The sequence below is a fragment of the Gordonia aichiensis NBRC 108223 genome, from assembly GCF_000332975.1.
GTDB classification, from domain to species: domain Bacteria; phylum Actinomycetota; class Actinomycetes; order Mycobacteriales; family Mycobacteriaceae; genus Gordonia; species Gordonia aichiensis.
Genome location: NZ_BANR01000028.1, coordinates 31,034 through 54,819 on the forward strand (window position 1 = coordinate 31,034; position 23,786 = coordinate 54,819).

Sequence of the window (23,786 nt, forward strand, 5' to 3'; positions counted from 1 at the left end):
CGAATGGCGTTGGTGGTGCTGTCAGTGGCCGACGAACCGGGGCTTCTCTTTGGCGAGGAACGCCTCCACGGCCGCGCGATGATCGGTGGTCTGACCGAGCATGCGTTGCGCTGCTGCCTCGCGGTCGAGTGCATCGTCGAGACCGGTATCGGGTGCGTGAACCAGACGGGTGATCTCGCGGAATGCGGCCGTGGGTCCGGACGCGAGCCGATTAGCGAGCTCTGTTGCGGTGGCACGTACCGCGTCGTCCTCTACCACTCGATGGACGAGTCCCCAATCGAGTGCCTGCGCTGCGGGTACGCGGTCGCCGAGCATGAGCAGTCCGGTTGCGCGACTTGGGCCGAGAAGTCGTACGAGTTGATAGCTCAAGCCGGAATCTGCGGCCAGGCCAATCCCCGCAAATGCGGTGGCGAAGCTCGACGATTCTCCTGCGACGCGGATGTCGCCGGCCAGTGCGATACCGAATCCCGCACCTACACAAGCACCCTGGATGCCGACTACCACCGGTACGTCGATCGCGGTGAGTGCTCGGACTAGTGGGTTGTAGTCGTCGACGACCGTGTCCATGGCAGACGCCGGCGACGCCTCCAGGGCGCTCACGTGTTCCGCGAGATCCTGCCCGACGCAGAAGTTCTTGCCGTCTGCGAGGAGAAGTAGTGCACGAACGGAGTCATCGTCGGCGGCGGATTCGAGTGCCGCGCGCAAGGCCGTCTTGGTTGAGCGGTCCAGAGCGTTGTGGGCACCGGGCCGGGCGAGGGTCACGGTCAGCACACCGTCGTCGACGGACGTGGTGACGGTCTCGGTGGTCATTACCTGTTCCATTCGTAGAATCCCTTTCCGGACTTTCGGCCCAGCTCGCCGCGAGCAACCTTGTCGCGCAGCAACTGTGGCGGTGCGAAACGATCGCCGAGCGTCGTCGCGAGATGTTCGGCGATCGCCAGGCGGACGTCGAGACCGACGAGATCGGTGGAACGCAACGGGCCCATCGGATGCCGATAACCCAGTTCCATGGCGCGGTCGATGGACTCGGCGTCGGCAACACCTTCTTCGACCATGCGGATCGCCTCGAGTCCGAGGCAGACACCGAGTCGGCTGGTGGCGAAGCCGGGTGAATCATTGACGACCACCGCGGACTTGCCGAGCCCTTGGACCCAGGTGCGAACCGCGGCGGTGGTCGACTCCGATGTCGCCGGTGCTCGCACGATCTCGACGAGATCGGATACCGGCACCGGGTTGAAGAAGTGCATGCCGATGAACCGCGCGGGGTCCTCGAGTGCCGTCCCGAGCTCACTGATGGACAACGAGCTGGTGTTGCTGGCGATGATTGTCGAGGCACTCACCGTCTTGCCGACGATGCCGAGTACCTCGACCTTGAGTACCGGGTCTTCCGGCACTGCTTCGACGACGAGGTCGGCGTCGGACGGGATGTCCTCGGGTGCGCCGACAAACGTCACCCGGGAGAGCACCTCGGCCGCCGGCTGTCCGCCGAGCGCGTCACGCTCGGTTGCGCGATCGAGACCGATGCGGACACGCTCGGCTGCCGCGTCGCGATCGGCGGCTTCGGCGACAGTCACCGACGAGCCGGCGGTGGCGAAGACCTGGGCGATTCCCGCGCCCATGCGGCCGCCACCGATCACTGCGACACGAGACGGAGTGGGCGAGCTCATTTCTTCCTCTCCAAAAAGTTGGTCATGCGCGTGCGCTTGTCGTCGGTTTCGAAGAGCACTGCCTGCGCGACGTCGGTGGCCCAGGCGTGATCGCCAGGCGCGTCGATGACCGTTTTCGACAAGCGGACCGCGAGCGGGGCCTGACGGGTGATGCGATCGACTACGCCGTGGGCCGCATTGAGCGGATCGTCGACGACGTCCATGACGAGGCCGAACCGCAATGCGGCGTCGGCATCGAGGTTGCGCCCGCCGAGCAGGACCTGCTTCGCCACCGACATGCCGACGAGGTCGGGAAGGCGGTAGCTCGCCCCCGCCGCCGCGAGGATGCCGAGACCGGGCTCGGGGTTGCCGAACACCGCGGTGGACGAAGCGATCCTGATGTCGCAGGCGTACGCCAGTTCTGCACCGCCACCGAGTGCGTAGCCCGACACCGCCGCGACCGTGGGTAACGGGAGCCGAGCGACACGGTCGAAGAGGCGACGATTGATACCGGCGAGTGCGTCATCACGATTGCGTGCGCGCAACTCGGCTATGTCGGCACCCCCCGCGAAATGGTCACCATCGCCGACGACGATGACCGGTTTGGGATCGTGCTCGATGACTGCGCATGCGCTGTGGAGTTCGTCGATCATGTCGCCGCTGATCGCGTTGCGTTGCTGCGGTCGTGTCAGTGTCACCACATAGCGGTCCCGGGTGGCTTCTACCCGGATCAGCGAGAAGTCAGCGGCCGAAGTCTCGTGCGTGTCGCAAGTCACTTGCTGTGACATACGGAATCTCCCTCACGTTGTGGACATCTTCATTAATAACCGACTGTTTGGTCGGTTCGCAAGTGTTTGCCGAAACCGGACCCTGCTCCTGAGAGGATGGATCCATGACGACCTCACGAACTGCGCGTCGGGCCGGGAAGGTCGGCCGCCCCGGCTACGACCTGGATTCGTTACTCGCTGCGGCGGTGAAGGTGTTCAACGAGAAGGGTTACGACGGCACCAGCATGGATGTGTTGGCTGCGCGCCTGGGATTGTCGAAGTCGTCGATCTATCACCACGTCTCCGGAAAGCAGGAGCTGCTCGAGTTGGCGCTCAATCGCGCGCTCAATGCGCTCTTCGCCGCGACCACGGAGTCGGGAGCCACGCAGGGGCGTGCGATCGACCGACTCGAGTACCTGGTCAGGCGCAGTGTCGACATCCTCTCGACCGAGCTGCCGTACGTGACCCTGTTGTTGCGGGTGCGGGGGAACACCGCGGTGGAGAAGCGTGCACTCGCTCGACGTCGAGAATTCGACGAGTTCGTCGGCGATCTGGTCGTCGACGCGGCGCGAGAGGGTGACATCGCCGAGGGAACGGACCCCGCACTGGTGTCGCGCCTGCTGTTCGGCACGGTGAACTCGCTCATCGAGTGGTATCGCCCGCGGGCCGGGATCTCCTCGGAAGCGCTCGCCGACGCGGTCGTGGCGATGACCTTCGACGGACTGCGGCGCAAGTAGCCGGTCTCTGCGGCCCCTCCTGGCGCCGCTCTTGACATTTCGCGTGCCCTCTGGTGATGGTAATAACCGACCGAATGGACGGTAGAGGGAGAAAAGTGTGAGCGGTGTGCTGGAAAGCTATGCGTGTGGGAAATGGTTCTCGGCGGAGGATGAGGGCACCCCACTGCTGAGTGCGGTGGACGCTCACGAGGTTGCCCGCATCTCATCGAACGGTCTGGATCTGCGGGCGATGACCGACTACGCACGCGAGGTCGGAGGCCCGGGATTGGCCGCACTGACCTTCCACGAACGGGCTGCCCTTCTCAAGCAACTCGGCCTCGTGCTCATGGCGGGCAAGGACGAGTTCTACGAACTCTCGCGGCACACCGGCGCCACCGCCCGTGATTCGGGTGTCGACATCGACGGCGGATTCGGAACTCTGCTGAGCTATGCGAGCAAGGCGCGTCGCGAGTTGCCCAACGACACGGTCGCACTCGACGGGGATGTCGAACCACTCGGCAAGAGGGGAACGTTCGTCGGCCAGCACATCTACACGTCACGCCGGGGAGTCGCGGTACAGATCAATGCGTTCAACTTCCCCGTCTGGGGATTCCTGGAGAAGCTCGCACCGGCATTCATCGCGGGCGTGCCCTCGATAGTCAAGCCTGCGAGTCAGACCGCGTACCTCACAGAGTTGGTGTTCCGACGGATCGTCGAGAGTGGAATTCTTCCCGAGGGTTCTGTTCAGTTGCTGTGTGGCAGTGCGCGCGACCTTCTCGACCACCTCGGTGGCCAGGATTCGGTCGCGTTCACCGGTTCTGCCGACACCGCTGCGATGCTCCGCGCGCACCCAGCGGTCACGGGGACCGGTTTGCACTTCACCGCCGAAGCCGACTCGCTGAACGCATCGATTCTGGGAACCGATGTGTCAGAAGATGATCCGGAGTTCGAGCTGTACGTCAAGCAACTCGTCACGGAGATGACTGTCAAGGCGGGTCAGAAGTGTACGGCGATCCGTCGGGCGCTCGTGCCCGAGTCCCTCGTCGACGCGGTCATCGGTGCGGCGTCGACCAGACTTGGTCGCGTTGTCGTCGGTGATCCCGAGGCCGAGGGTGTGACCATGGGGGCTCTGGCGAGCGTGGAACAGCGTGACGAAGTACTGAAATCGCTTCGAGGACTGACCAAGTCGGCAGAGGTGGTGTTCGGCGACCCGGACCACGTCGACGTGGTGGGTGCAGACCCCGCCAAGGGGGCCTTCATGTCGCCGATCCTGCTGCGCGCCAACGACAAAGACGCGCCAGAGCCGCACGACATCGAAGCCTTCGGTCCAGTCGCGACGGTGATCGGGTACACCGATCCTGCCGAGGCCGTGTCGCTGGCGGCACGCGGCAAGGGCAGTCTCGTCGCCTCGGTCGTGACCAAGGACGCCGTGGTCGCCGCCGAGATGGTGCGCGGACTTGCGCCGTATCACGGACGCGTGCTCGTCCTGAACGAGAAGGATGCCCGTGAGTCGACAGGGCACGGATCACCCTTGCCGGTACTCGTCCACGGGGGACCGGGCCGAGCCGGCGGTGGTGAGGAACTCGGCGGCATCCGAGGCGTGTTCCACCATATGCAGCGCACGGCCGTTCAGGGCTCCCCGGATATGGTGACGGCTGTCGGCCATCGGTGGGTCGTCGGCTCGCAGCGCACCGAGCCCGAGGTCCATCCCTTCCGAAAAGATCTGGGCGAGTTGGTTATTGGTGACACAATCGTCGGCGGTCCCCGCCAGGTCACCCGTGCCGACATCGATCACTTCGCCGAGTTCACCGGCGACACGTTCTACGCTCACACCGATCCCGAAGCCGCAGCAGCCAATCCGCTGTTCGGTGGGATAGTCGCGCACGGATACCTCGTCGTCTCGCTGGCAGCCGGGTTGTTCGTCGACCCGGCACCGGGACCGGTTCTGGCCAACTTCGGCGTCGACAACCTCCGATTCCTCACCCCGGTCAAGGCCGACGATTCGCTGACCGTCACGTTGACCGCCAAACAGATCACACCAAGGCAGAACGCTGACTACGGTGAGGTGCGGTGGGACGCCGTGGTAACCAATCAGAATGACGACCCGGTAGCGAGCTATGACGTCCTGACGCTGGTCGCGAAACCCTGACAATCGTCGGGCAGAACTGAACTGGTCCGGCAGCCCTGGAAACAATCCAGTCCTGGAAAACCGTCCAGCCCTGAGAACCGTCCACCAAGGAGAGACAATGACAGTACGTGTTGCAGTCTGCTACGGCGCGCCGACCGACCCGGCAGCGTTCGACGAGTATTACCGACGAGTCCACATCCCGCTCGCTCGTAAGATTCCCGGACTGTCGGGCTTCACGTGGGGTAAGGCGTCGTCGCTGGACGGGTCGGAACCGCCCTATTACGCGATTGCGAGCCTGTACTTCCCCGACGCCGAGACCATGCGTGCGGGACTTGCCTCGGAGGAGATGCGGGTGGCGGGAGCCGACGTGCAGAACTTCGCCACCGGTGGAGCGACCATGTTCACCCACGACGAGGAGTCGGTTCTCGGTGACTGATCAGGTCTCGGCGCCGGTCGAGTCGGGTCGGCACGCGATCGCGCGTCGTATGTTCGCCGACGACGTCGCGTCGCGTCGGCTCGGTATCGAACTACTCGAAGTCGGCGACGGGTGCGCGACGACCAGAATGACCGTCTCGGCCGACATGGTCAACGGGCACGCCATCACGCATGGCGGCTTCGTGTTCGCGCTCGCCGATACGACCTTCGCGCTGGCCTGCAACAGCCACGACGAGTCCGCGGTCGCGGCCCGCTGCGACATCCGCTACCTCCATCCGACTCGGGAGGGAGACGTTCTGGTCGCTCAGGCCACCGAGCTGCGACGATTCGGACGCAACGGCATCTATGACGTGTCCGTGTCGTGTGGTGACACGGTCGTGGCCGAGTTCCGAGGAGACAGTCGCGTCGTCCGAATGTGACCCTCGCTGCGGAGGTTGCAGCCCTCGCTAAGCTCGTCACATGGAACCTGTGTACGCCTCCGTCATCACCACCGCGCGTTTGTTGTGGCTGGCCGAGGGCTTGAAGTTCAAGATCTCCGGTGTCGAGAACGTTCCGAAGAGCGGTCCCGGCGTCGTCGCCCTCAATCACACGGGCTACATGGACTTCACCTACGCGGGCATCCCGGCTTACCTGCAGGGCAAGCGCTATGTGCGCTTCATGGCGAAGAAAGAGGTCTTCGACAACAAGGTCTCCGGGCCCATCATGCGCGCGCTCAAGCACATCCCCGTCGACCGCTCGCACGGCGCCGAGAGCTATCACGCCGCCGTCGACTACCTGAAGCAGGGCGAGTTGGTCGGGGTGTATCCGGAGGCGACGATCAGTCGGAGCTTCGAGCTCAAGGAGTTCAAGACCGGAGCGGCGCGCATGGCGTTGGAAGCAAACGCCCCGCTGATTCCGACGGTGATCTGGGGAGCCCAGCGCGTATGGACCAAGGGATTCCCCAAACGGCTCGGGCGCACCGGGTTCACGATCATGGTCGGCGTGGCCGAACCGATCGAACCGGTCGGCGACCCGGAGACCCTGACCGCACAACTGCACAAGTCGATGAGCGAGAAGCTGCTCGAGCTGCAGGATGCCTACGGCGAACACCCCAAGGGCGAGTTCTGGGTGCCCGCGCGGCTGGGCGGCTCGGCCCCGACACTCGAGGAGGCCAACCGCCTCGACGCAGAGGAGAAGGCCGCGCGGGAGGCGCGCAGGGCTGCACCGGGCGATTCGTCGACCCGGTAGGTACCGGAGAAGCCGACGACCGCCCGATAGGCTGGGCGGGTGAGTTCCGAGTCCATAGGTCAGACCCCCGGCTCGCGTCGTCGGGAGCCGGTCTTCCGCGCTCTCGAGTTGATTGCCACGGGCATCGTCCGCGCACAGAAGATGGATCTCCGGCTCGACGGTCTCGACAACATCCCTGCCGACGGGGGAGCCGTTCTCGTGATCAACCACACGAGCTACGTCGACTTCCTGCCGGCGGCGTACGGGGTCTACCAGGCCGGGCGTCGGACCCGCTTCATGATCAAGTCCGAGATGATGGACATCGCGATCATGCGATTCCTGATCACCCACACCGGGACAGTGCCCGTCGACCGGTCACAGGGCTCTGCGGCATACCAGGCAGCGGTGTCGTCGCTGCGGAACGGTGAGATCGTCGCGGTGTATCCCGAGGCAACGATCAGCAGGAGCTTCGAACTCAAGGAATTCAAGACCGGCGCCGTACGCATGGCCGCCGAGGCCGGCGTGCCCCTGGTGCCCACCATCGTGTGGGGAGCGCAACGGCAATGGACCAAGAGCGGCACACGTGACATGGGGCGCAGCGCCATACCGGTCTCGGTCAGCTACGGTGCGCCGATCCCGGTAGCGGCCGACGCCAATCCGGAACAGGCAACCGCGGAACTCCGGGACACCATGCGCACCTTACTGTTTCACGTGCAAGACGAGTACGGTCCGTATCCGCCGCACGCGTTCTGGGTTCCGCACCGGCTGGGCGGTTCTGCGCCCACGCCCGACGAGGCCGCTGTCATCGAGAAAGAAGAAGCAGAGCGCAAGGCTGCGGACCGAGCACGAAAGGCCAACCGTGAGTGATACATCCGCAGCGTCGTCCCGAAAGGCGACCGTAGGATTCGACGGCCCGCCGACGCTGATAGCCAGTGATGTCGATGGCACGTTGATCGACGATCAGAACACGGTGTCGCCCTTCACCATCGACGTGCTGGGATCGGCATGTAGCGCGGGGGCCGAATTCGTCCTGGCCACCGGGCGTCCACCGCGATGGATTGCCGAGATCACCGATCAGTTCCCCGGCTCGGCCGTGAACGTCCGATACGCCGTATGCGCCAACGGGGCCATCATCTACGACGTCGCGCACGATGAGATCGTGCACTCGTCGCTGCTGCAGACCGATCGGCTCGCTGTTCTCCGCGAGGTGATCGCCCGTCGACTGCCCGCGGCAGGGGTGGCGGGCGAGCGGGTTGGTTCCTCCCAGTTCGACGCTGCGACAGCGCCGTTCGTCGCAACGGTCGGCTACCGGCATGCCTGGCTCAACCCCGACCACGTCGAGGTGGGCGACGACGAGGTCTACGCCGAACCGGTGGTTAAACTCCTTGTGCGACAGCCCGATCTGGCGAGCGGCGAGATGGCCCGTCGACTCCTGCCCGATCTCGATGGACTGGCACAGGTGACGTACTCCACCGACAACGGGCTGATCGAACTGTCGGTACCCGACACCCACAAAGCGTCGGGGCTGACGAAACTCATCGACCTCGCAGGGCTGTCCGGGGACCGTACCGTGGCGTTCGGTGACATGCCGAACGATGTCGAGATGCTCGACTGGGCCGGTCACGGCGTAGCGATGGGCCACGCTCATCCCGCTGCCATCGCCGCGGCCGACGAAGTGACCGTGGGCAACAACGAGGACGGTGTTGCGCGAGTGCTGGCCCGGTGGTTCGGCTGACGAGACCGTGTCGTTCCAGCCCGGATGGGCTGGCTACGGGCGCGCGTCTTCACCCGTAGCCAGGCGGCGGTCTCAGGTGAGGCCGAGTGCGAACGCGCCGATGTAGGTGCGCACAGCGTCGGAGTTTGGCGGGTGAAAGCTGCCTGCGCGCACGTCTCGATACAGTCTCTCGAGTTCGTTGCGGCGATGCAGCGCACCCGCTCCGGCGACTTCCAGTGCGAGGTCGGTGACCTGGCGTGCGACGCGGGTGCCGTTCTCCTTCGCGGCGAACAGTCGAAGCAGGGCGCGATCGCCGAGATCCTCTCCCGCGGTGAGGGATGTGGTGAGGTCGTCGAGTGATCCGGTCACTGCTTCAAGTGCCAGTTCGGCTTCTGCGACGTGATACTGCGTGAACGGCTTGTGCGCCACCGTTTGTCCATCGAGGCTGAGGGCGCTACGCGACGTAGCCGATGCGATCGCGAGATCCAGCGCGCGACGGGCTATCCCGGCATAGATGTTGCCCAGCGCCGGCAGTACCCAGGGAAAGATTCCGGCGACGTAACCCGTTGGCTGCTGGCCGATCTCGACGATACCCACTGTGCGTTCGCGCGGTACGAACACGTTGTCGAGCAGGGTGTCGTGACTCGCGGTTGCCCGCACGCCCAACGTGTCCCAGGTCTCGACCGTGGTAACACCGGATTCCCCGCGCGGGATGAAGGTGTGCACGATCTTCGGGTGGTCGGGGTCGGAGTTGTCACGCGCGTGCACGCCGAGCCAATCCCAGGCAGGCGAGAGCGAGGTGAAGATCTTGCGACCGCTGATGAGGTAGCCGCCGTCGACCGGCGTCGCGATCGTCGTCGAGTCATCGATCACGAGGTCGTTGCCGGGTTCGCCGTGTCCGGCCGCGATGACCTTGCCCGCCGCAACCTCGTCGGCAAGCCAGGACACCGATGAGTTGCCGTGGGCGAGTTGATCGGTGATCGGTCCGACCCAGTAGAGGTGCATGTTGATGCCGAGTGCGGTCGCCGGTGCGAACGTCGCCAGTCGACGCTGCTCCGCATTGAACCGGTGCAGCGAGAGTCCGAGTCCGCCGCGCTCGACGGGCAATGTCGAACGCAGGTAACCCAGTTCGGAAAGCTCGGCCAGGTCGTCGGCGAAGAAGGTGTTGTCGCGGTCGTGGGCGACGGCGCGTTCACGGAAGCGCTCGAGGGTGTCCTCGGGGATTACCCACGTGTCTGTGGGCTGGATGGTGGTCACGGTTGCTCCTTTGGTGGTGCTGTCGAGGGGTGAGGTGGTGCTGTCGGCATCACAACGTGCTGCCGTGGGCGGGAAGTGCTGTGTGTCGTCGGGTTCGATCAGTCGAAGAACTGGTCGTCGGGCCGGACCTGGAGCGCGATGCTGAATCGGTTGGCCGCGGCGAATGCGGCGACAACCTGGATGGCCTCGTAGATCGCGGCGTCGTCGAGGCCGAGGTTGCGCAGAGCGCTCAGATCGTCGTCGGAGACGTCTCCGGGGTGGACCGAGAGGGTGGCAGCGAAGTCGGCGAGAATTCGCTGGCGTGGCGTGAGTTCACGCACGTCGCGATAGTCGACGGCGATCCTCGTGCCGAGCTTTCTGTCGCCGAGCGCATCTCCGAGGCTCACGGCATGGTTGAGGCGGCAGTAGGAGCAACCGTTCTCGGCGGAACTCACCGTGGCGATCAACTCGCGGTCGGCATAGGGGAGCAGGCCCGCATTCGGGTCGAGCAGCGCGAGGATGTACTCGTTGAAGCGTGCGGCGTGGGCTCCGCCGAGTGCGAATGCGCGCACCCAGTTGGGGATGTAGCCCACCTGCCGTTCGATGGCGCGGATCTGGCGCTGGAGTTCGTCGGGCAGCGCGTCGATCTCGGGCACGTCCAGACGCGAGATCTGAGTAACGGGCGAGGCGTCGAGCGTATGTGTCATGCGGTGTCTCCATTGGCGTGTGGGTGTGTGGGTCGTACTTCGGCGATGGTGTCGGCCAATCCTGGTCCCGTGGGCGATGTCTGAGTGCCGCGGCGGTGCGTCGAACGGTAAGGAGCGGCACGAGGAAGCGACAGGTTAAGAACTGCGGAGAGCGCAACTGTTCGTGCTGACCCCGCCACGCCGGATCGATGGCGAGAGGTGATCATGGCCCGACCGGGCCACGCAGGCCGACCAACTCGTGACGCGGTTGTTACGCCCTGAGGTTGGTATTTGGAAGAAGAATCACTATGGTCACATAAGTCCCATTAGTCACATCCGTAACAGACCTCGACGGGGAGTGTCTGTTCAACTGCGCGCTGGAGGTGCGGACAGCCGTGAACATCCGACTGTCGAATCCGTTCGTCTCCCGGGCGCGTCCGGGGAGTCGACGTCGTCGAACATCGTCCCTGGTCGTCTGCGCGGTTGCCCCTGCGCTACTGGTGGGAGGGGTATTCGCGGGTGATGGCTTCTCGACACACTCCGACGTCGGCCTCGCGGCAGACTCCCAGGTGGCGCTGATCGGCCACGGCCACGGTCACGGCCGCGGCATGGGCCAGTGGGGTGCGTACGGATATGCGAAGCGAGGCTGGTCCGCGGCGAAGATCCTGCAGCACTTCTATGGCGGCACCACGCTCGGCAAGACCGACAAGCCCGATATCACCGTCGGACTGAGCAAGCAGTCGACGGTCAATGTACGGGCCGATGCCGGTGCGCGCGTGGGGAACGTGGCGGTGCAGCCGGGACAGGCCGTGAGCATCTCGGGTGGGACGGCGACCATCACCAACGGCTGCGGCGGGGGTGCTGTGCGGTCGGTACCCGCGACGTTCGTCGACCCGGTCAATGCGGCTGCAGGCCGCCCGGCGAACGAGCTGCTCAAGTTCTGCGGATCGAATGCGGCCTACCGCGGGTCCCTCGGATTCGACGGCGGGCGCGTGGTCAACAAGCTGAACATCGACGATTACGTCAAGGGCGTGATCGCCAAGGAGAGCATCCCCGGATGGGGCGACTCCGGCGGGATGGAGGCGCTCAAGGCGCAGGCCGTCGTCGCGCGCAGTTATGCCTTGGCAGCCATCGCGGGTGGCAAGAAGATCGACGACACGCAGAACTCCCAGATGTACGGCGGTGTCGCGGGCGAGGATCCGCGAACCAACCGCGCTGCCGACGCAACGGCGGGCCAGATCCTGCGACAGAACGGTCAGCCAGCGCTCACCGAGTTCTCGGCATCGACGGGCGGATATACCGCGGGCGGACGGTTCCCCGCTGTCGTCGATGAAGGCGATGCGATTGCGCCGGAACATAATTGGAGCGCAACCGTGAGTGCAGCGAGCATAGCTTCGGCGTTCGGAGTCGGCGCGCTGCGTAGCTTCGAGGTGATCGAGGCCAACGGGCTCGGTCCGGAGAATGGTCGTGCGTTGCGGGTGCGGATATCGGGATCGTCGGCCACTGTCGAGGCGACGGGCGAGGATGTGCGGACCAAACTGCAACTCAAGTCGTCGTGGTTCTCGGTGCGGGGACAGACGAGCAAGCCGAAGATCGTGGCGCCTCTGACGTCGCCGGGTGCTGGTGCAGGCCTGGGTTCGGTCGACCTCGGATCGCTGATCCCCGATTCGCTGACCGGTCTTGCCGACAACCTGGTGCCCGGGTCGTCGAAGCTCCTGGGCATCGCGACGGATGCCATCAATGGCAGGGTCGGCGAGCTCGGTGGGATCACCGGCCCGCTCGGGCAGGCCATCGGTGTCCCCACACTCACGCCGGACGGCGCGGGGGTCACCCAGTTGTTCCAGAAGGGCATGATGTTCTTCAGTCGGCAGACCGGCGCTCACGCGCTCGCGGGCAAAGGACTGGCCGACTTCCAACAGCGTGGCGGCGTTCCGGTGCTCGGCTTCCCGCGCGCCGACCGGCTGCGCTGAGCGGTCGGGTCGGGTCGGGCCGTGGTCGATCAGTGTGGCGACCCCATCGGCGTGGCGTCTCGATCCGTATGACAGTTGGGGCCGGTTTCGGGGGTAAACGTCATACGGATCGTCGAGCCAACTGCTTCGAGCCAACCACCCGAGCCGTCGACCCCGGCCCGACTACTCGGGGCCGGCGTCGACGACCCGCTGCGCGATGTCGACGAGCTTGGTGTTGGAGTCCTGGGAGAGTCGGGCCAACAGACTGAACGCCTGGTCGGGGCTGAGGCGGTACCGCTCCATCAGCATGCCCTTGGCCTGGCCGATCAGATCGCGCGAACTCAGCGCTGTGCGGAGCTGTTCTTTCTCGCGTACCGCCGAGAACACCGTTGCGGTGTGGGCGGCGAACAACTGGCCGAGCGCGCGCGTTTCGTCGTCGAACGCATCCAGCTCGGTGCTGTGCAGGTTGAGGGCGCCGCGCTCTTCTCCCGCGATGTAGAGACAGAAGCAGGCCATCGAGCGGATTCCGAGGTCGGCGGCAGCCGCGCAGAACGTCGGCCACCGTGCTTCTCGACGCATGTCGTCGATCCAGACCGTGGTGTCGTCGGTGGCCGACCGAATGCACGGCCCCTCGCCGAACCTCTGCTGGAGTGCATCGGACTGCGCAGCGATCTCGCCAATCATCACGGGGGTCTCGATGCGACCGTTCGTGACGACGGTGATGCTGGCGTAGTCGGAACCGATGGTTTCGGCGGCGGCCTTGGTGAACAGTCGCAACAGCATGTCGGTGTCGGCGCTCTCGGCCTGCAACTGCTTGACGATCTGGGCGATCTCCGAGCTCTTCTGTGCGATGTCGGCACCGGTCCACGTGGTCGGCGCGGTGCGTTGCGCATCCGCCTGCGAGGTGAGGTCGGTCAACGTGTACTCCTTCCACGCAGCTGTTCGTTGCGGCCCATGCCTTCCACGCCACACAGGGCGCATGACAGTTGCCTCAGCCGAAAACATACTCCGTCGGTCGGAGCAGGTGAGAGGTGATGGAACTCCCGAGAATGGGCTGGGGTTTGTCGTCCTGGTTGCGTGGGCGCTTCTGATCTGCGAACGAGCGCGCCGCGGCGTTCTTCACCGCCATCACTGTCGGCGAGACGCCGACGGTCTGTACCCGGTGCCAGGGCACCTGCGGCTCACCGGGCCGCGCCCAGTACCACAGCCAGATCGGGTACATCCACAGTTGGATGCCGCGTGGCTTGGCGATGCGCATGGCGGCCTGGCCGACAGCTTCGTGATCGGCCTCGCCGTCGTGATCCCAGACGGCGAGTATGCCGTTGCGGGCGCCCGGCTGATCGCCGAGCGCGTCGACGATCATCGTGTCGAGGCGCTCGGGGTACTGGTCGAGGGTTCCCGAGTGGAGGCCGCCCCATCGTGGGAGATCGAGGCCGAGCAGCACCGAGGCGGTGTCGAGTTCGAGATGACGACGGTTGGCCAACTGTTCGGGTAACCCGGGATGGGCCACGTGGCCGTCGGACGCGCAGATGGTGACCACGTCGATGCCCTGCGATGCTGCGGCGTGTACGAGGCCTCCTGCCCCCAAGATCTCGTCGTCGGGATGAGCGGCGACGACGACGAGGCGGTCGATGTCGAAAATCACCTCTGGCCAGGACTGAGAGGCCAGCCAGCTGAGCCACTCCGGTTCGGGGGTACCGAAGGACCTGGGCGACTGGCCCAGGGTCGGGCCGGGAAAGAAGCGCTTCATCGGCGTCCGTGGAGGAATCGGGACGTCGGGGGTCGGCGAACCCTGCGAGAGGGTCGGCGACGGGCCTTGTGGAGTGACGAACGAAGAGGTCATTGGCGGACTCCTATGGGGGAGTTGCGCAATCCGCGGTGCACACGCTGCGTTGCACAGTGTTCAGCGAGCCGATCTCTACAGCCCAGTGCACTGAGTATACGGGCCGTGGCCAGCCGAGATCGGGCGGTCGACCCACATCACAGAGACGAACCGTGCTCGATCGGCATGGCGGGAGCCCCGCGTGTGGCGATGACCTCGTCATCGGGTCGGTTACCCTGAACACCCGTGGCCACCAATAGCAACGTCGCGTCGAACCCTGCCGCCGATCAGATCCCCACGGTTGATCTCATCGTGGTCGGGTCCGGGTTCTTCGGTCTCACCATTGCCGAGCGCGCGGCGACACAACTCGACAAGCGGGTTCTCGTGGTCGAGCGCAGGTCACACATCGGCGGTAACGCCTACTCCGAGCCGGAGCCCGAGACCGGCATCGAGGTGCACAAGTATGGGGCGCACCTGTTCCACACGTCGAACAAGAAGGTGTGGGACTACGTCAACCAGTTCACCGACTTCACCGGCTACCAGCACCGGGTGTTCGCGTTGCATGACGGCCAGGCGTACCAGTTCCCCATGGGACTTGGCCTGGTCTCACAGTTCTTCGGCCGGTATTACAGCCCCGACGAGGCTCGCGCGCTGATTGCGGAGCAGGCCAGCGAGATCGACACGAAGGACGCCAAGAACCTCGAGGAGAAGGCGATCAGCCTGATCGGTCGGCCGCTCTATGAGGCGTTCATCAAGGCGTACACGGCCAAACAGTGGCAGACAGACCCCAAGAACCTGCCGGCGTCGAATATCACGCGCCTGCCGGTGCGCTACACCTTCGACAACCGCTACTTCAACGACACCTACGAGGGTCTGCCGGTTGACGGTTACACCGCGTGGCTGGAGAACATGGCGGCCGACGAGCGCATTGAGGTGCGTCTGGACACCGACTGGTTCGCCGTGCGCGACGAGATCCGCGCGGCCAACCCCGACGCCCCCGTCGTCTACACCGGCCCATTGGACCGGTACTTCGACTACTCCGCCGGACGTATGGGCTGGCGCACCCTCGACTTCGAGACCGAGGTGCTGCCGACAGGCGACTTCCAGGGCACCCCGGTGATGAACTACAACGACGCCGACGTCCCGTTCACACGTATCCACGAGTTCCGGCACTTCCACCCCGAACGGAAGAACTACCCGACGGACAAGACCGTCATCATGCGCGAATTCAGCCGGTTCGCGAACGACGACGACGAGCCCTATTACCCCATCAACACCCCGGAAGACCGTGAGAAGGTCGCGGCCTACCGGGAACTGGCCAAGTCGGAGACCGCGAAAGCCAAGGTGCTGTTCGGCGGACGACTCGGCACCTATCAGTACCTGGACATGCACATGGCGATCGCGAGTGCGCTCACCATGTTCGAGAACACGCTGGCGCCGCACCTGAGCGACGGTGCGCCGCTCGCGGAGGCGGAGTAGATGAGTGTGACTGTTTCCAACGACACGACCGAGAAGCGCGCGACGCCCGGCCCGGTCCCGGCGCAGACGAAAACCGCGCCCGACTCGAAAGCCGTCGAGCTGCTGCAGCGGGTCATCTTCCCGCGGCCGGGTGAGCCCATCGACGTGCGCTCGCTCTACCAGGTGGAGTCGGACAACAACACGCGCCGTGCCCACGCCCCGACTCGGACGTCGGTGCTGCTCGCAGGCGAATCCGAGGTCAGCTTCGAGACGTACTTCAATGCGTTCGCGGCGTCGTATTGGCGACGCTGGTCGGTCTTGACCTCTGTGGTGCTGCGCATCGAGGTACGCGGGACCTGCCGCATCGACCTGTACCGGTCGAAGGTCGACGGCTCGCGGATCGGTATCGGTGGCGATCTGGTGCCCACCGACGACAACGGTTACGGCGTCATCGAATTCGAGCTCGATCTGGGGCCGTTCGAGGACGGCGGCTGGATCTGGTTCGACGTGACCACCGACACCGACACCGAGATCGTCTCGGCGGGTTGGTATTCGGCGGTCGCGGCCGCAACCGGACCGGAGACCAAGCGTGTCACCGTCGGCATCCCGACCTTCAACCGGCCGACGGATGCGGTCAACGCGCTCGCCGCGCTCACGTCGGATCCGTTGGTGGACGAGGTGATCGACGCCGTGCTCATGCCCGACCAGGGCACCCGCAATGTCGTCGATGAGCCGGGCTACGACGAGGCCGCCGCCGCGCTGGGCGACCGGCTGCATATCTTCAACCAGGGCAACCTCGGTGGTTCGGGCGGCTATGCGCGCATCATGTACGAGGCGCTGCGACTGACCGACAGCCCGTACGTCCTCTACATGGACGATGACATCGCGATCGAGCCGGATTCCATCCTGCGTGCGTTGGCGATGTCGCGGTTCGCGAAGACCCCGATGCTCGTCGGCGGTCAGATGCTGAATCTGCAGGATCGCAGTCACCTGCACTCGATGGGTGAGGTGATCAATCACCACACCTTCATGTGGACCGCTGCACCGTTCGTCGACTACGACCACGACTTCGCCAAATACCCTCTCCGCGACCGCGAGAACTCAAAGAACCTGCATCGTCGCATCGACGTGGAGGGCAACGGCTGGTGGATGTGCATGATCCCGCGTGAGTGCGCGGAGCAGATCGGCCTGCCGATGCCGTTGTTCATCAAATGGGACGACTGGGAGTACGCACTGCGTGCTGCCAAGGCCGGGTATCCGACGGCGACGATCCCGGGAATCGCGATCTGGCACATGGCGTGGAGCGACAAGGACGACGCCATCGACTGGCAGGCGTACTTCCACCTGCGTAACCGCCTCGTCGTCGCAGCGATCCACCACGACGGACCGATCAAGGGTATTCTGCAGTCGATGGTCAAGGCGACCGCGAAACATCTTCTGTGCCTTGAGTATTCGACGGTGGCCATTCAGAATGAGGCGATCCGCGATTTTCTCGCCGGGCCCGACCATATTCGCGACCTGCTGCCGACCGCGCTGCCCAAGGTCGCCGAGATGCGCAAGCAGTACCCCGACGCCGTCGTCCTGCCGTCGGCCACCGAGCTCCCCCGAACCAGCGGAGAGGCAACGCATCTCGGGGTCAACATCCCGACCAACCCGTTCAGCAAGCTGAAAGCACTTGCGGCGTCGGTGGTCAACAATCTGCGTCCCGCCGATCCCCATCACCACGAAGTGCCGCAAGCCAATTACCCGCCCATCGAGGCCCGGTGGTTCTCACTCGGACGTGTCGACGGCGTCACGGTGACCACCGCGGATGGCAGGGGAGTGGTGTATCGGCAGCGCGACCGCGACAAGATGGTCGCGCTCGCACGTGAATCCGCAGCCCTCGTGCGCGAACTCAACGAACGGTTTCCTGAGATGACAGAGCGCTACCGCGCCGCTCACCAGGAGCTGACCAGTAAGGAGAGCTGGGCCGGTGTCTTCGGTATCGAGTGACGGGGAATTGAGTAAAGCGGGATCGAGTGACGCGTCGTCGAGTACGGTCGGCCGCGACGAGAGCCGAGAGGTCGACGCGCTGATCGCCATCCAGGACGCGCTCTACGACCGTCCCGGTGTGCTCCCGGCGGCGCGCGCGCTGTCGCACTTCGGCGAGCACTCGCTCGGCTGGCTGGCGGTCTCGGGACTCGGCTACGTCAGAGCGCGTCGACGAGGTGACGGGGCTGCGCAACGCCGCTGGATCGAGGCGGGCGTCGGAGCATTCGGGACGCACGCGGCGTCGGTGGTCATCAAGCGAATCGTCCGACGCCCCCGACCGCACGACCCCCGAATCCGCATCGGGGTGTCGACGCCGAGCAAGCTGAGCTTCCCGTCGTCGCACGCGACGTCGACGACCGCGGCATCGATTCTGATCGGTCGAGCTGCCGGATTGCCGCCCTACCTGCTCCCGGCCCTCCTCGTGCCGCCTATGCTCACGTCGCGACTTGTGCTCGGTGTCCACTATCCGAGCGACGTCGCCGCGGGAGCCGCACTCGGTGCACTGGGTGCTGGGGCCGTCGTCGGGGGTGACACGCTCATCGAGCGTGCGTCGCGGTCGGCTGCCGGGCATCCGCGTGCCACGCGCACCGCGCGCATGGCGGCTCGAGCCGGTGCTTTCGCGGTGCCCGGGCAGACCGCACGGACAGCGGCCGCGTGGGTGATCAGGAACCGAGGAGAGGCATGAGCGAGGAGCCCATCGAGCACGGCAAGAAGGTCGGCCCCCCGAAGAACCGGGTCGACGGCTTGATCAAGGCACTCCGTCCCCGGCAGTGGGTGAAGAATGTCCTGGTCCTGGCCGCGCCGCTGGCTGCGGGCAGCATCACCGACGCCCATGTGCTCGGCCGCGCCGGGATCGCCTTCGTGGCTTTCTGCCTCGCGTCGTCGTGCATTTATCTGATCAACGACGCCATCGACGTCGACTCCGACCGCAATCACCCGACCAAGCGGTATCGCCCGATCGCCGCGGGCGTGGTGCCGGTCACGCTCGCCTACGTGCTCGCCGTAGTGCTCGGCGTGGCGTCGTTGCTCATCGCCTACTCGGCGAACTGGCAGACGGCAGTGGTCATCGCCGTGTATCTGGTGATCCAGCTCGGCTACTGCTTCGGGCTGAAGAACCAGCCCGTCATCGACATCTGCATCGTCTCCTCCGGCTTCCTGCTGCGTGCGATTGCGGGTGGTACTGCGACCGACATCAAGCTCTCGCAGTGGTTCCTGCTGGTCATGGCGTTCGGTTCGCTGTTCATGGCGGCGGGCAAGCGCTATGCCGAACTCGTGCTCGCCGAGCACACCGGCGCCAAGATCCGTAAGTCGCTGCAGTACTACACCACGAGCTACCTGCGTTTCGTGTGGACGCTGTCGGCGACGCTGGTCGTTGCGTTCTACGGGCTGTGGGCGTTCGACAAGAACTCCGGCCACGACACCAACGTGTGGTATGCCCTCTCGATGGTGCCGTTCACCATTGCGATCCTGCGCTATGCCGTCGTCGTTGACGGCGGGACGGCGGGGGAGCCCGAGGAGATCGCCTTCGGGGACCGCATCCTGCAGATCCTGGCGCTGGCATGGATCGTCTGCGTTGGTGTCGCGGTCTATGCCGTCTGACGTTCGGGACGAGCCCGCTCGGGCGGGACGGCACAGACTTCGCGAAACCCCCGGTGACACGGTTGCCGACGGGGATACACGCGCTCTCACGATCGATGACACCGTCGTCATCGCTGCTGTCGACGGGGATCGTGGCGGCGCCGACGGGGTTGGTGGCGCATTCGACGGCAATGCCGACGCCTCAGCCGCGGACGTCGGTGCCCGCGGTGACGAATCCGCTGCCCTCACAGGTGACGGCGGTCCGCCGACGGACCAGGGACGTCGACGATTCCTGTCGTCGTGGGGGCCGCGGCAGTGGACCGCGACGATCAGCTTCCTGATCGGAGCCATCGCGGTCACGACGTTCTTCACGATCGGCGCGTGGCAGCGCCGGTGGATCGCCGACGACGGTTTGATCGTGTTGCGCACACTGCGAAACCTGTTCGCGGGCAACGGCCCCGTGTTCAATGCGGGCGAGCGTGTCGAGGCCAACACCTCGACCGCGTGGACCTATCTGCTGTGGTTCTGGGCTTGGGTCACCGACGGCCAACTCGAGTACGTCGCGCTCTGGGTGGCACTGGTGCTCTCGGTGTCCGCGATCCCGATCGCGATGTACGGCACGGCACGCCTGCTCGGCCCGCGCATCAGCGGACCAGCGGCCAGTGGCGTCACACTGCTGCTGCCTCTGGGCGCGATCATCTACATCGCAATCCCGCCCGCACGCGATTTCGCCACGAGCGGCCTGGAGAACGGGCTGTGCATCTTCTGGGTTGCGGTGCTGTGGTGCCTACTCATCTCGTGGGCGCGTCGACGGCCCGTACAGCAACAACCCGTACAGCAACAACCCGTACAGCAACAACCCGGACAGCAACAACCCGGACAGCGACAACCAAGGCAGCGACAACCAGAAGGCACCGAAGGACGAAGGTCTGCCGGTGGTGCCCGGGCAACAGCGGCAACCCTGTTTCTCGCCTTCTGGGCCGGCCTCGCTCCGCTGATCCGCCCGGAGCTCACCGTCATCGGCGGCATTGCGCTCGTGTTGGTCTTCCTGGCGCCGCTGACGTGGAAGATGCGTGTGGGTGTTGTGCTGTGCGCGGCAGTCCTGCCGGTCGGTTACCAGATCTTGCGAATGGGTTACTACGCGCTTCTGGTACCCAACCCGGCGGTCGCCAAGGACGCGAGCGGGTCCAAATGGCATCAGGGTTTCATCTATCTCGGCAATCTCTTCGGGCCGTACACGTTGGTCCTGCCCGCCGTCATGGCGATCGTCGCGGGGGTTCTGCTCGTCGTGGGGATTCGTCTGAGCGGCTCGGCCACGACCGAAGGCCCGGACCCGTCGGCCCCTGACCCGTCGGCCCCAGACTCGTCGGGCCCTGACTCAGCGGCCCCAAGCTCGGCGAGCGACGCCCCGAAACCGACGATCGGTGAGCGCCTGTCGCGGTGGTCGTGGAGTCTGCAGACACCCAAGGCGGTGACGGTGACCATCACGGTCGCGGGGCTCATCGTCGGCGTCTACTGGCTGCGTCAGGGCGGTGACTTCATGCACGGACGTGTTCTGCTGACCCCGCTGTTCACGATCCTGCTCCCGGTCATGGTCGTACCACTCTCGCTGCCCGCCCTCGCAGACGTTCGCACTGCATTCGGCCGCGGCGTCGACGCAGCGAGGGACACAGGTCGGCGACGTCGTGTCCTGGTGCAGTGTGGCGGTGCGACGGTGATGGCGGCGCTGTGGATCACGACGCTCGTGTGGGCGATCGTCTGCCACGAGAAGGTGCTCCCGAACGCGGGTATCGACATCGGGCGCAGCGGGATCGTCGACGAACGCCGGTTCTACGTGACCAACATGGGCAACGAGAACCCCGTCACCGCGGCCGACTATCTCGACTACCCGCGGATGCGCGCGATGGTCGAGCGGATCAACGAGTACCGCACACAGGGAGGTGTGATCCTGCCGTCGGGCAACTACGACGAGTGGTACGTGGCCAAACTTCCCGACAACACGCCGCAGGACAAGCGCAAGGCGACGGTGTACTTCCTCAACCTCGGAATGACGAGCATGAATGCTCCGCTCGATGTGCGCGTGGTCGATCAGATGGGTCTCGCCTACCCGATCGCGGCGCACACCGAACGTCTCGAGGACGGTCGCATCGGACACGACAAGAATTTGCCGGCAGAGTGGGTTGTCGCCGAGTCGGGTGCCTACCCCAGATGGCCGGTGCTTCCGGGGTTCCTCGACGAGGACGTGGTCGCGCAGGCCCGTGAGGCTCTTACCTGTTCGCAGACCGTCGACCGTATCGAGTCGTATAAGGGCACCTGGTCGTTCGAGCGGTTCAAGTCGAATCTGTCGGAGTCGTTCGGCTTCACCGACTACCGCATCCAACGCAATCCGGAGTACGAACTCCAGCGCTGCGGGCTGCCTGTCCCGCCGCGTCTGCATCCGAGATGAGCGTCACATTCTGATACCTCTCGGAGTAGCGACAGTGCAGGTCACATGCCTGAGAGGTGCCTGAGTGCACGATCGATTTGTCCTGTTATGTATCGGATAGGTAACGTCGAAGCCTGATAAAGCGATGAGAGATACGACCGAGCGATATTGGTCGATCGGCACAGTGTCCACGTCGACAGACTGTGGATGTGGTGACGGTCACACTGATTGTCAGTGTGTTGGGCGATGCAATAGGCTGCCGAAACGTTGTGCATGTGCACACGCGAGGTGGCCAGTGTCACGGTTCGTGCGAGGAATCGCGCGGGTCGAGCGTGGTCGTCCAGGGGGACTCGAGCCGGTCGGGTTGATATCGCGCACGTAACGATCTGGTGCCTGGTGTGTCCGGTGGGACGCATGGGGACTGGTAACAGAGGAGAGTTTGGTCGATGGGAGTAGCGGTGAGGTCGGAAACGGTGACACCCGGATCCGGTAGGCGTGGTGGTTTGCGGCTGCGTAGCCGGTTGGTGGCGGTGACCGTCGCATTGATGACGATCGCAGGTCTCGCTTCGGTCATCACGGGCGCGGGTACCGCCGACGCACGTGTCAACGGAACCCCTGCGGGCAAGAGCGAGTGGTGGGTCAACGGCTGCGGGATGCCCACCAATGGCGCCTTCGGCAACAAGTCGATGGCTCCCGGGATGGTCAAGGTGCGTTCCTGGTCCAAGCCGGGCAACAACCGTACCGTGATCCTGCTCGACGGCATGCGCGCCCAGTACGACTTCTCGGGCTGGGAGATCAACACCAACGTGCAGGAACTGGTCAACCACGGCGTCAACGTCGTTGAGCCGATCGGCGGACCTGCCAGCTTCTACACCAACTGGAACGCTCCCAGTAACTTCAACGGCCAGCAGCGTCGTTACATGTGGGAATGCGTGATCCAGGACAAGCTCGCTCCCGCCCTGCGCCAGAAGGGCTTCAAGGGCAAGGGTGGCAAGTACGCCATCATGGGCATCTCATCCGGTGGTAACGCTGCTCTGGTGCTCGCGGCCAAGCGCCCCGACCTCTACTACGCGGCAGGCTCGCTGTCGGGTTACGACTTCCTCAGCGCCCCCGGAATGCACACCATGCTGCGCCTGGCGATGCTCGACGTCGACCCCAAGCCGTGGAACGTCGACGCCATGTGGGGCCCGCCGTGGGATCAGCGCTGGTACGACAACGACCCGTTCATGCTGATCAACCGGATGCATCACCTGAAGGTGTTCACCGGGTCGGGTAACGGACTCTTCGGCCGGTACAACGCACTGCCGAACGTCTTCGACGATCTCTTCAAGGGTTCGACGCTCGAAGTGCTCGCCCTCGCGCAGCGCAAGGCATTCGAACTCGCGGCCTTTACTCAGGGCATCAACCTCATGACCTACGACGCCAACGGCACCCACGCGTGGGGCTACTGGCAGGACATGGTGTGGAACGCCTACCAGCGAGGCTTCTTCCGCTGACCTGATCAGTACCGATCACTCGAACGCAACCCCGACCGGGACTCCGGCCGGGGTTGCGTCGTTTCTGCGACAACCAGCCATCGTCGCCACCAGGCATCGACCCCATTCGCATCAGAAGTCACAAAAATCTCACCCGTCCCAGCGCGTCGCGCAGGATTCGGCCCCGCGACAGGGTAAGAAACACCTGAGGCTAAATGTGACTAGTGGGATAGCTGTGATTTCTGAGGTGCGCGCAGACGTGTGCACCGCGGATCTCCGCCCACGGTGCGAAGGAGTGGGAGTCGAATGCGTCGAGCGGTACGCGCTGATCGCGCGAAGGGGGATCGGGTGACGAACGAGCACTGGCGACGGCGGGGTGTCACGCGGGCCGCGGCTGCCGCAGTGGCGACGATCGCCATGGTGGTCGGCGTGACGATGGCGGGGCAGGCGATGGCGCCCGCCGATCCACCCGCTGCGCCTCCCGCGCAGCCGTCGGCGCCCGCACAGCCGCCTG

21 protein-coding genes are annotated in these 23,786 nt (G+C 65.1%); 14 read left to right on the top strand and 7 right to left on the bottom strand.

Annotation, left to right across the window (positions count from 1 at the left end; translation table 11 throughout):
- Positions 1–21 precede the first annotated feature (21 nt).
- Genes GOACH_RS20010 through GOACH_RS20020 form a run of 3 tightly spaced genes read right to left on the bottom strand, consistent with a single transcriptional unit; the run spans position 22 to position 2,434 of the window.
- Positions 22–810: an enoyl-CoA hydratase-related protein gene (locus GOACH_RS20010; protein WP_085950637.1), complete on the bottom strand. Its 789-nt coding sequence runs from the start codon at positions 808–810 to the stop codon at positions 22–24.
- The gene (locus GOACH_RS20015) at positions 810–1,667 is read right to left on the bottom strand and encodes a 3-hydroxyacyl-CoA dehydrogenase family protein (protein ID WP_005178898.1); all 858 of its coding nucleotides are present in this window, start codon (positions 1,665–1,667) and stop codon (positions 810–812) included. Before GOACH_RS20015 ends, GOACH_RS20010 begins: the two co-directional genes overlap by 1 nt.
- Positions 1,664–2,434: an enoyl-CoA hydratase/isomerase family protein gene (locus GOACH_RS20020; protein ID WP_005178900.1), complete on the bottom strand. Its 771-nt coding sequence runs from the start codon at positions 2,432–2,434 to the stop codon at positions 1,664–1,666. Before GOACH_RS20020 ends, GOACH_RS20015 begins: the two co-directional genes overlap by 4 nt.
- A 104-nt stretch (positions 2,435–2,538) precedes the next feature.
- On the opposite strand from GOACH_RS20020, the gene GOACH_RS20025 reads away from it, so the two are divergent.
- The 7 genes from GOACH_RS20025 (at position 2,539) to GOACH_RS20055 (ending at position 8,633) form a co-directional block, all read left to right on the top strand.
- Entirely contained in the window at positions 2,539–3,150 is a 612-nt protein-coding gene (locus GOACH_RS20025; RefSeq protein ID WP_005178903.1) for a TetR/AcrR family transcriptional regulator, read from the top strand.
- A 97-nt stretch (positions 3,151–3,247) separates the two neighbouring features.
- Positions 3,248–5,278, top strand: coding sequence for a phenylacetic acid degradation bifunctional protein PaaZ (paaZ, locus tag GOACH_RS20030; protein ID WP_005178906.1), 2,031 nt, complete (start codon positions 3,248–3,250; stop codon positions 5,276–5,278).
- Between the two features lie 97 nt (positions 5,279–5,375).
- Positions 5,376–5,693, top strand: a complete 318-nt coding sequence (locus GOACH_RS20035; RefSeq protein ID WP_005178911.1) for an EthD family reductase — start codon at positions 5,376–5,378, stop codon at positions 5,691–5,693.
- Positions 5,694–5,742: 49 nt separating this feature from the next.
- Positions 5,743–6,111 carry a hydroxyphenylacetyl-CoA thioesterase PaaI gene (gene paaI / locus GOACH_RS20040; protein WP_052004079.1) on the top strand — a complete coding sequence of 123 codons (369 nt, stop codon included), beginning with the start codon at positions 5,743–5,745 and terminating at the stop codon, positions 6,109–6,111.
- A 40-nt stretch (positions 6,112–6,151) separates the two neighbouring features.
- A complete protein-coding gene (locus GOACH_RS20045; RefSeq protein WP_005178917.1) occupies positions 6,152–6,919 on the top strand; it encodes a lysophospholipid acyltransferase family protein in 768 nt (255 codons plus the stop codon).
- A gap of 39 nt (positions 6,920–6,958) precedes the next feature.
- Positions 6,959–7,765, top strand: a complete 807-nt coding sequence (locus GOACH_RS20050; protein ID WP_005178919.1) for a lysophospholipid acyltransferase family protein — start codon at positions 6,959–6,961, stop codon at positions 7,763–7,765.
- Positions 7,758–8,633 carry a Cof-type HAD-IIB family hydrolase gene (locus GOACH_RS20055; protein ID WP_005178922.1) on the top strand — a complete coding sequence of 292 codons (876 nt, stop codon included), beginning with the start codon at positions 7,758–7,760 and terminating at the stop codon, positions 8,631–8,633. The genes GOACH_RS20050 and GOACH_RS20055 overlap by 8 nt, the downstream gene beginning before the upstream one ends.
- Before the next feature lie 72 nt (positions 8,634–8,705).
- Here the strand turns inward: GOACH_RS20055 and GOACH_RS20060 are convergent, their stop codons facing one another.
- Entirely contained in the window at positions 8,706–9,869 is a 1,164-nt protein-coding gene (locus GOACH_RS20060) for an acyl-CoA dehydrogenase family protein (RefSeq protein WP_005178924.1), read from the bottom strand.
- 98 nt (positions 9,870–9,967) lie between these two features.
- The gene (locus tag GOACH_RS20065) at positions 9,968–10,555 is read right to left on the bottom strand and encodes a peroxidase-related enzyme (RefSeq protein ID WP_005178928.1); all 588 of its coding nucleotides are present in this window, start codon (positions 10,553–10,555) and stop codon (positions 9,968–9,970) included.
- A 374-nt stretch (positions 10,556–10,929) separates the two neighbouring features.
- Between GOACH_RS20065 and GOACH_RS20070 the strand changes: the two genes are divergently transcribed.
- On the top strand, positions 10,930–12,504 hold the full coding sequence (locus GOACH_RS20070) for a SpoIID/LytB domain-containing protein (RefSeq protein ID WP_005178935.1): 1,575 nt from the start codon (positions 10,930–10,932) through the stop codon (positions 12,502–12,504).
- A gap of 162 nt (positions 12,505–12,666) precedes the next feature.
- On the opposite strand, the gene GOACH_RS20075 is transcribed toward GOACH_RS20070, so the two are convergent.
- Positions 12,667–13,401, bottom strand: coding sequence for a GAF and ANTAR domain-containing protein (locus GOACH_RS20075; RefSeq protein ID WP_005178938.1), 735 nt, complete (start codon positions 13,399–13,401; stop codon positions 12,667–12,669).
- Between the two features lie 73 nt (positions 13,402–13,474).
- Positions 13,475–14,326 (bottom strand): PIG-L deacetylase family protein, encoded by an 852-nt coding sequence (locus tag GOACH_RS20080; RefSeq protein ID WP_005178940.1) that lies wholly within the window; start codon positions 14,324–14,326, stop codon positions 13,475–13,477.
- 225 nt (positions 14,327–14,551) lie between these two features.
- On the opposite strand from GOACH_RS20080, the gene glf reads away from it, so the two are divergent.
- The 6 genes from glf to GOACH_RS20110 all read left to right on the top strand — a co-directional run bounded on the left by glf (position 14,552) and on the right by GOACH_RS20110 (position 23,293).
- The gene (gene glf / locus GOACH_RS20085; RefSeq protein WP_005178942.1) at positions 14,552–15,784 is read left to right on the top strand and encodes a UDP-galactopyranose mutase; all 1,233 of its coding nucleotides are present in this window, start codon (positions 14,552–14,554) and stop codon (positions 15,782–15,784) included.
- The gene (locus tag GOACH_RS20090; protein WP_005178945.1) at positions 15,785–17,755 is read left to right on the top strand and encodes a glycosyltransferase; all 1,971 of its coding nucleotides are present in this window, start codon (positions 15,785–15,787) and stop codon (positions 17,753–17,755) included.
- On the top strand, positions 17,736–18,479 hold the full coding sequence (locus GOACH_RS20095; protein WP_005178947.1) for a phosphatase PAP2 family protein: 744 nt from the start codon (positions 17,736–17,738) through the stop codon (positions 18,477–18,479). The genes GOACH_RS20090 and GOACH_RS20095 overlap by 20 nt, the downstream gene beginning before the upstream one ends.
- A complete protein-coding gene (locus GOACH_RS20100; RefSeq protein WP_005178949.1) occupies positions 18,476–19,393 on the top strand; it encodes a decaprenyl-phosphate phosphoribosyltransferase in 918 nt (305 codons plus the stop codon). The genes GOACH_RS20095 and GOACH_RS20100 overlap by 4 nt, the downstream gene beginning before the upstream one ends.
- Complete coding sequence (locus tag GOACH_RS24035; RefSeq protein WP_005178957.1) at positions 19,383–21,818, top strand: arabinofuranosyltransferase AftB family protein; 2,436 nt, start codon at positions 19,383–19,385, stop codon at positions 21,816–21,818. The genes GOACH_RS20100 and GOACH_RS24035 overlap by 11 nt, the downstream gene beginning before the upstream one ends.
- Positions 21,819–22,342: 524 nt before the next feature.
- Positions 22,343–23,293, top strand: a complete 951-nt coding sequence (locus GOACH_RS20110; RefSeq protein ID WP_245551975.1) for an alpha/beta hydrolase — start codon at positions 22,343–22,345, stop codon at positions 23,291–23,293.
- Positions 23,294–23,786 lie beyond the last annotated feature (493 nt).

Coding starts and splice junctions, on each gene's coding strand:
- GOACH_RS20010 (WP_085950637.1), bottom strand. CDS start 810: ATGACCACCGAGACCGTCACCACGTCCGTCGACGACGGTGTGCTGACC.
- GOACH_RS20015 (WP_005178898.1), bottom strand. CDS start 1,667: ATGAGCTCGCCCACTCCGTCTCGTGTCGCAGTGATCGGTGGCGGCCGC.
- GOACH_RS20020 (WP_005178900.1), bottom strand. CDS start 2,434: ATGTCACAGCAAGTGACTTGCGACACGCACGAGACTTCGGCCGCTGAC.
- GOACH_RS20025 (WP_005178903.1), top strand. CDS start 2,539: ATGACGACCTCACGAACTGCGCGTCGGGCCGGGAAGGTCGGCCGCCCC.
- GOACH_RS20035 (WP_005178911.1), top strand. CDS start 5,376: ATGACAGTACGTGTTGCAGTCTGCTACGGCGCGCCGACCGACCCGGCA.
- paaI (WP_052004079.1), top strand. CDS start 5,743: ATGTTCGCCGACGACGTCGCGTCGCGTCGGCTCGGTATCGAACTACTC.
- GOACH_RS20045 (WP_005178917.1), top strand. CDS start 6,152: ATGGAACCTGTGTACGCCTCCGTCATCACCACCGCGCGTTTGTTGTGG.
- GOACH_RS20065 (WP_005178928.1), bottom strand. CDS start 10,555: ATGACACATACGCTCGACGCCTCGCCCGTTACTCAGATCTCGCGTCTG.
- GOACH_RS20080 (WP_005178940.1), bottom strand. CDS start 14,326: ATGACCTCTTCGTTCGTCACTCCACAAGGCCCGTCGCCGACCCTCTCG.
- GOACH_RS20090 (WP_005178945.1), top strand. CDS start 15,785: ATGAGTGTGACTGTTTCCAACGACACGACCGAGAAGCGCGCGACGCCC.
- GOACH_RS20100 (WP_005178949.1), top strand. CDS start 18,476: ATGAGCGAGGAGCCCATCGAGCACGGCAAGAAGGTCGGCCCCCCGAAG.
- GOACH_RS24035 (WP_005178957.1), top strand. CDS start 19,383: ATGCCGTCTGACGTTCGGGACGAGCCCGCTCGGGCGGGACGGCACAGA.
- GOACH_RS20110 (WP_245551975.1), top strand. CDS start 22,343: ATGACGATCGCAGGTCTCGCTTCGGTCATCACGGGCGCGGGTACCGCC.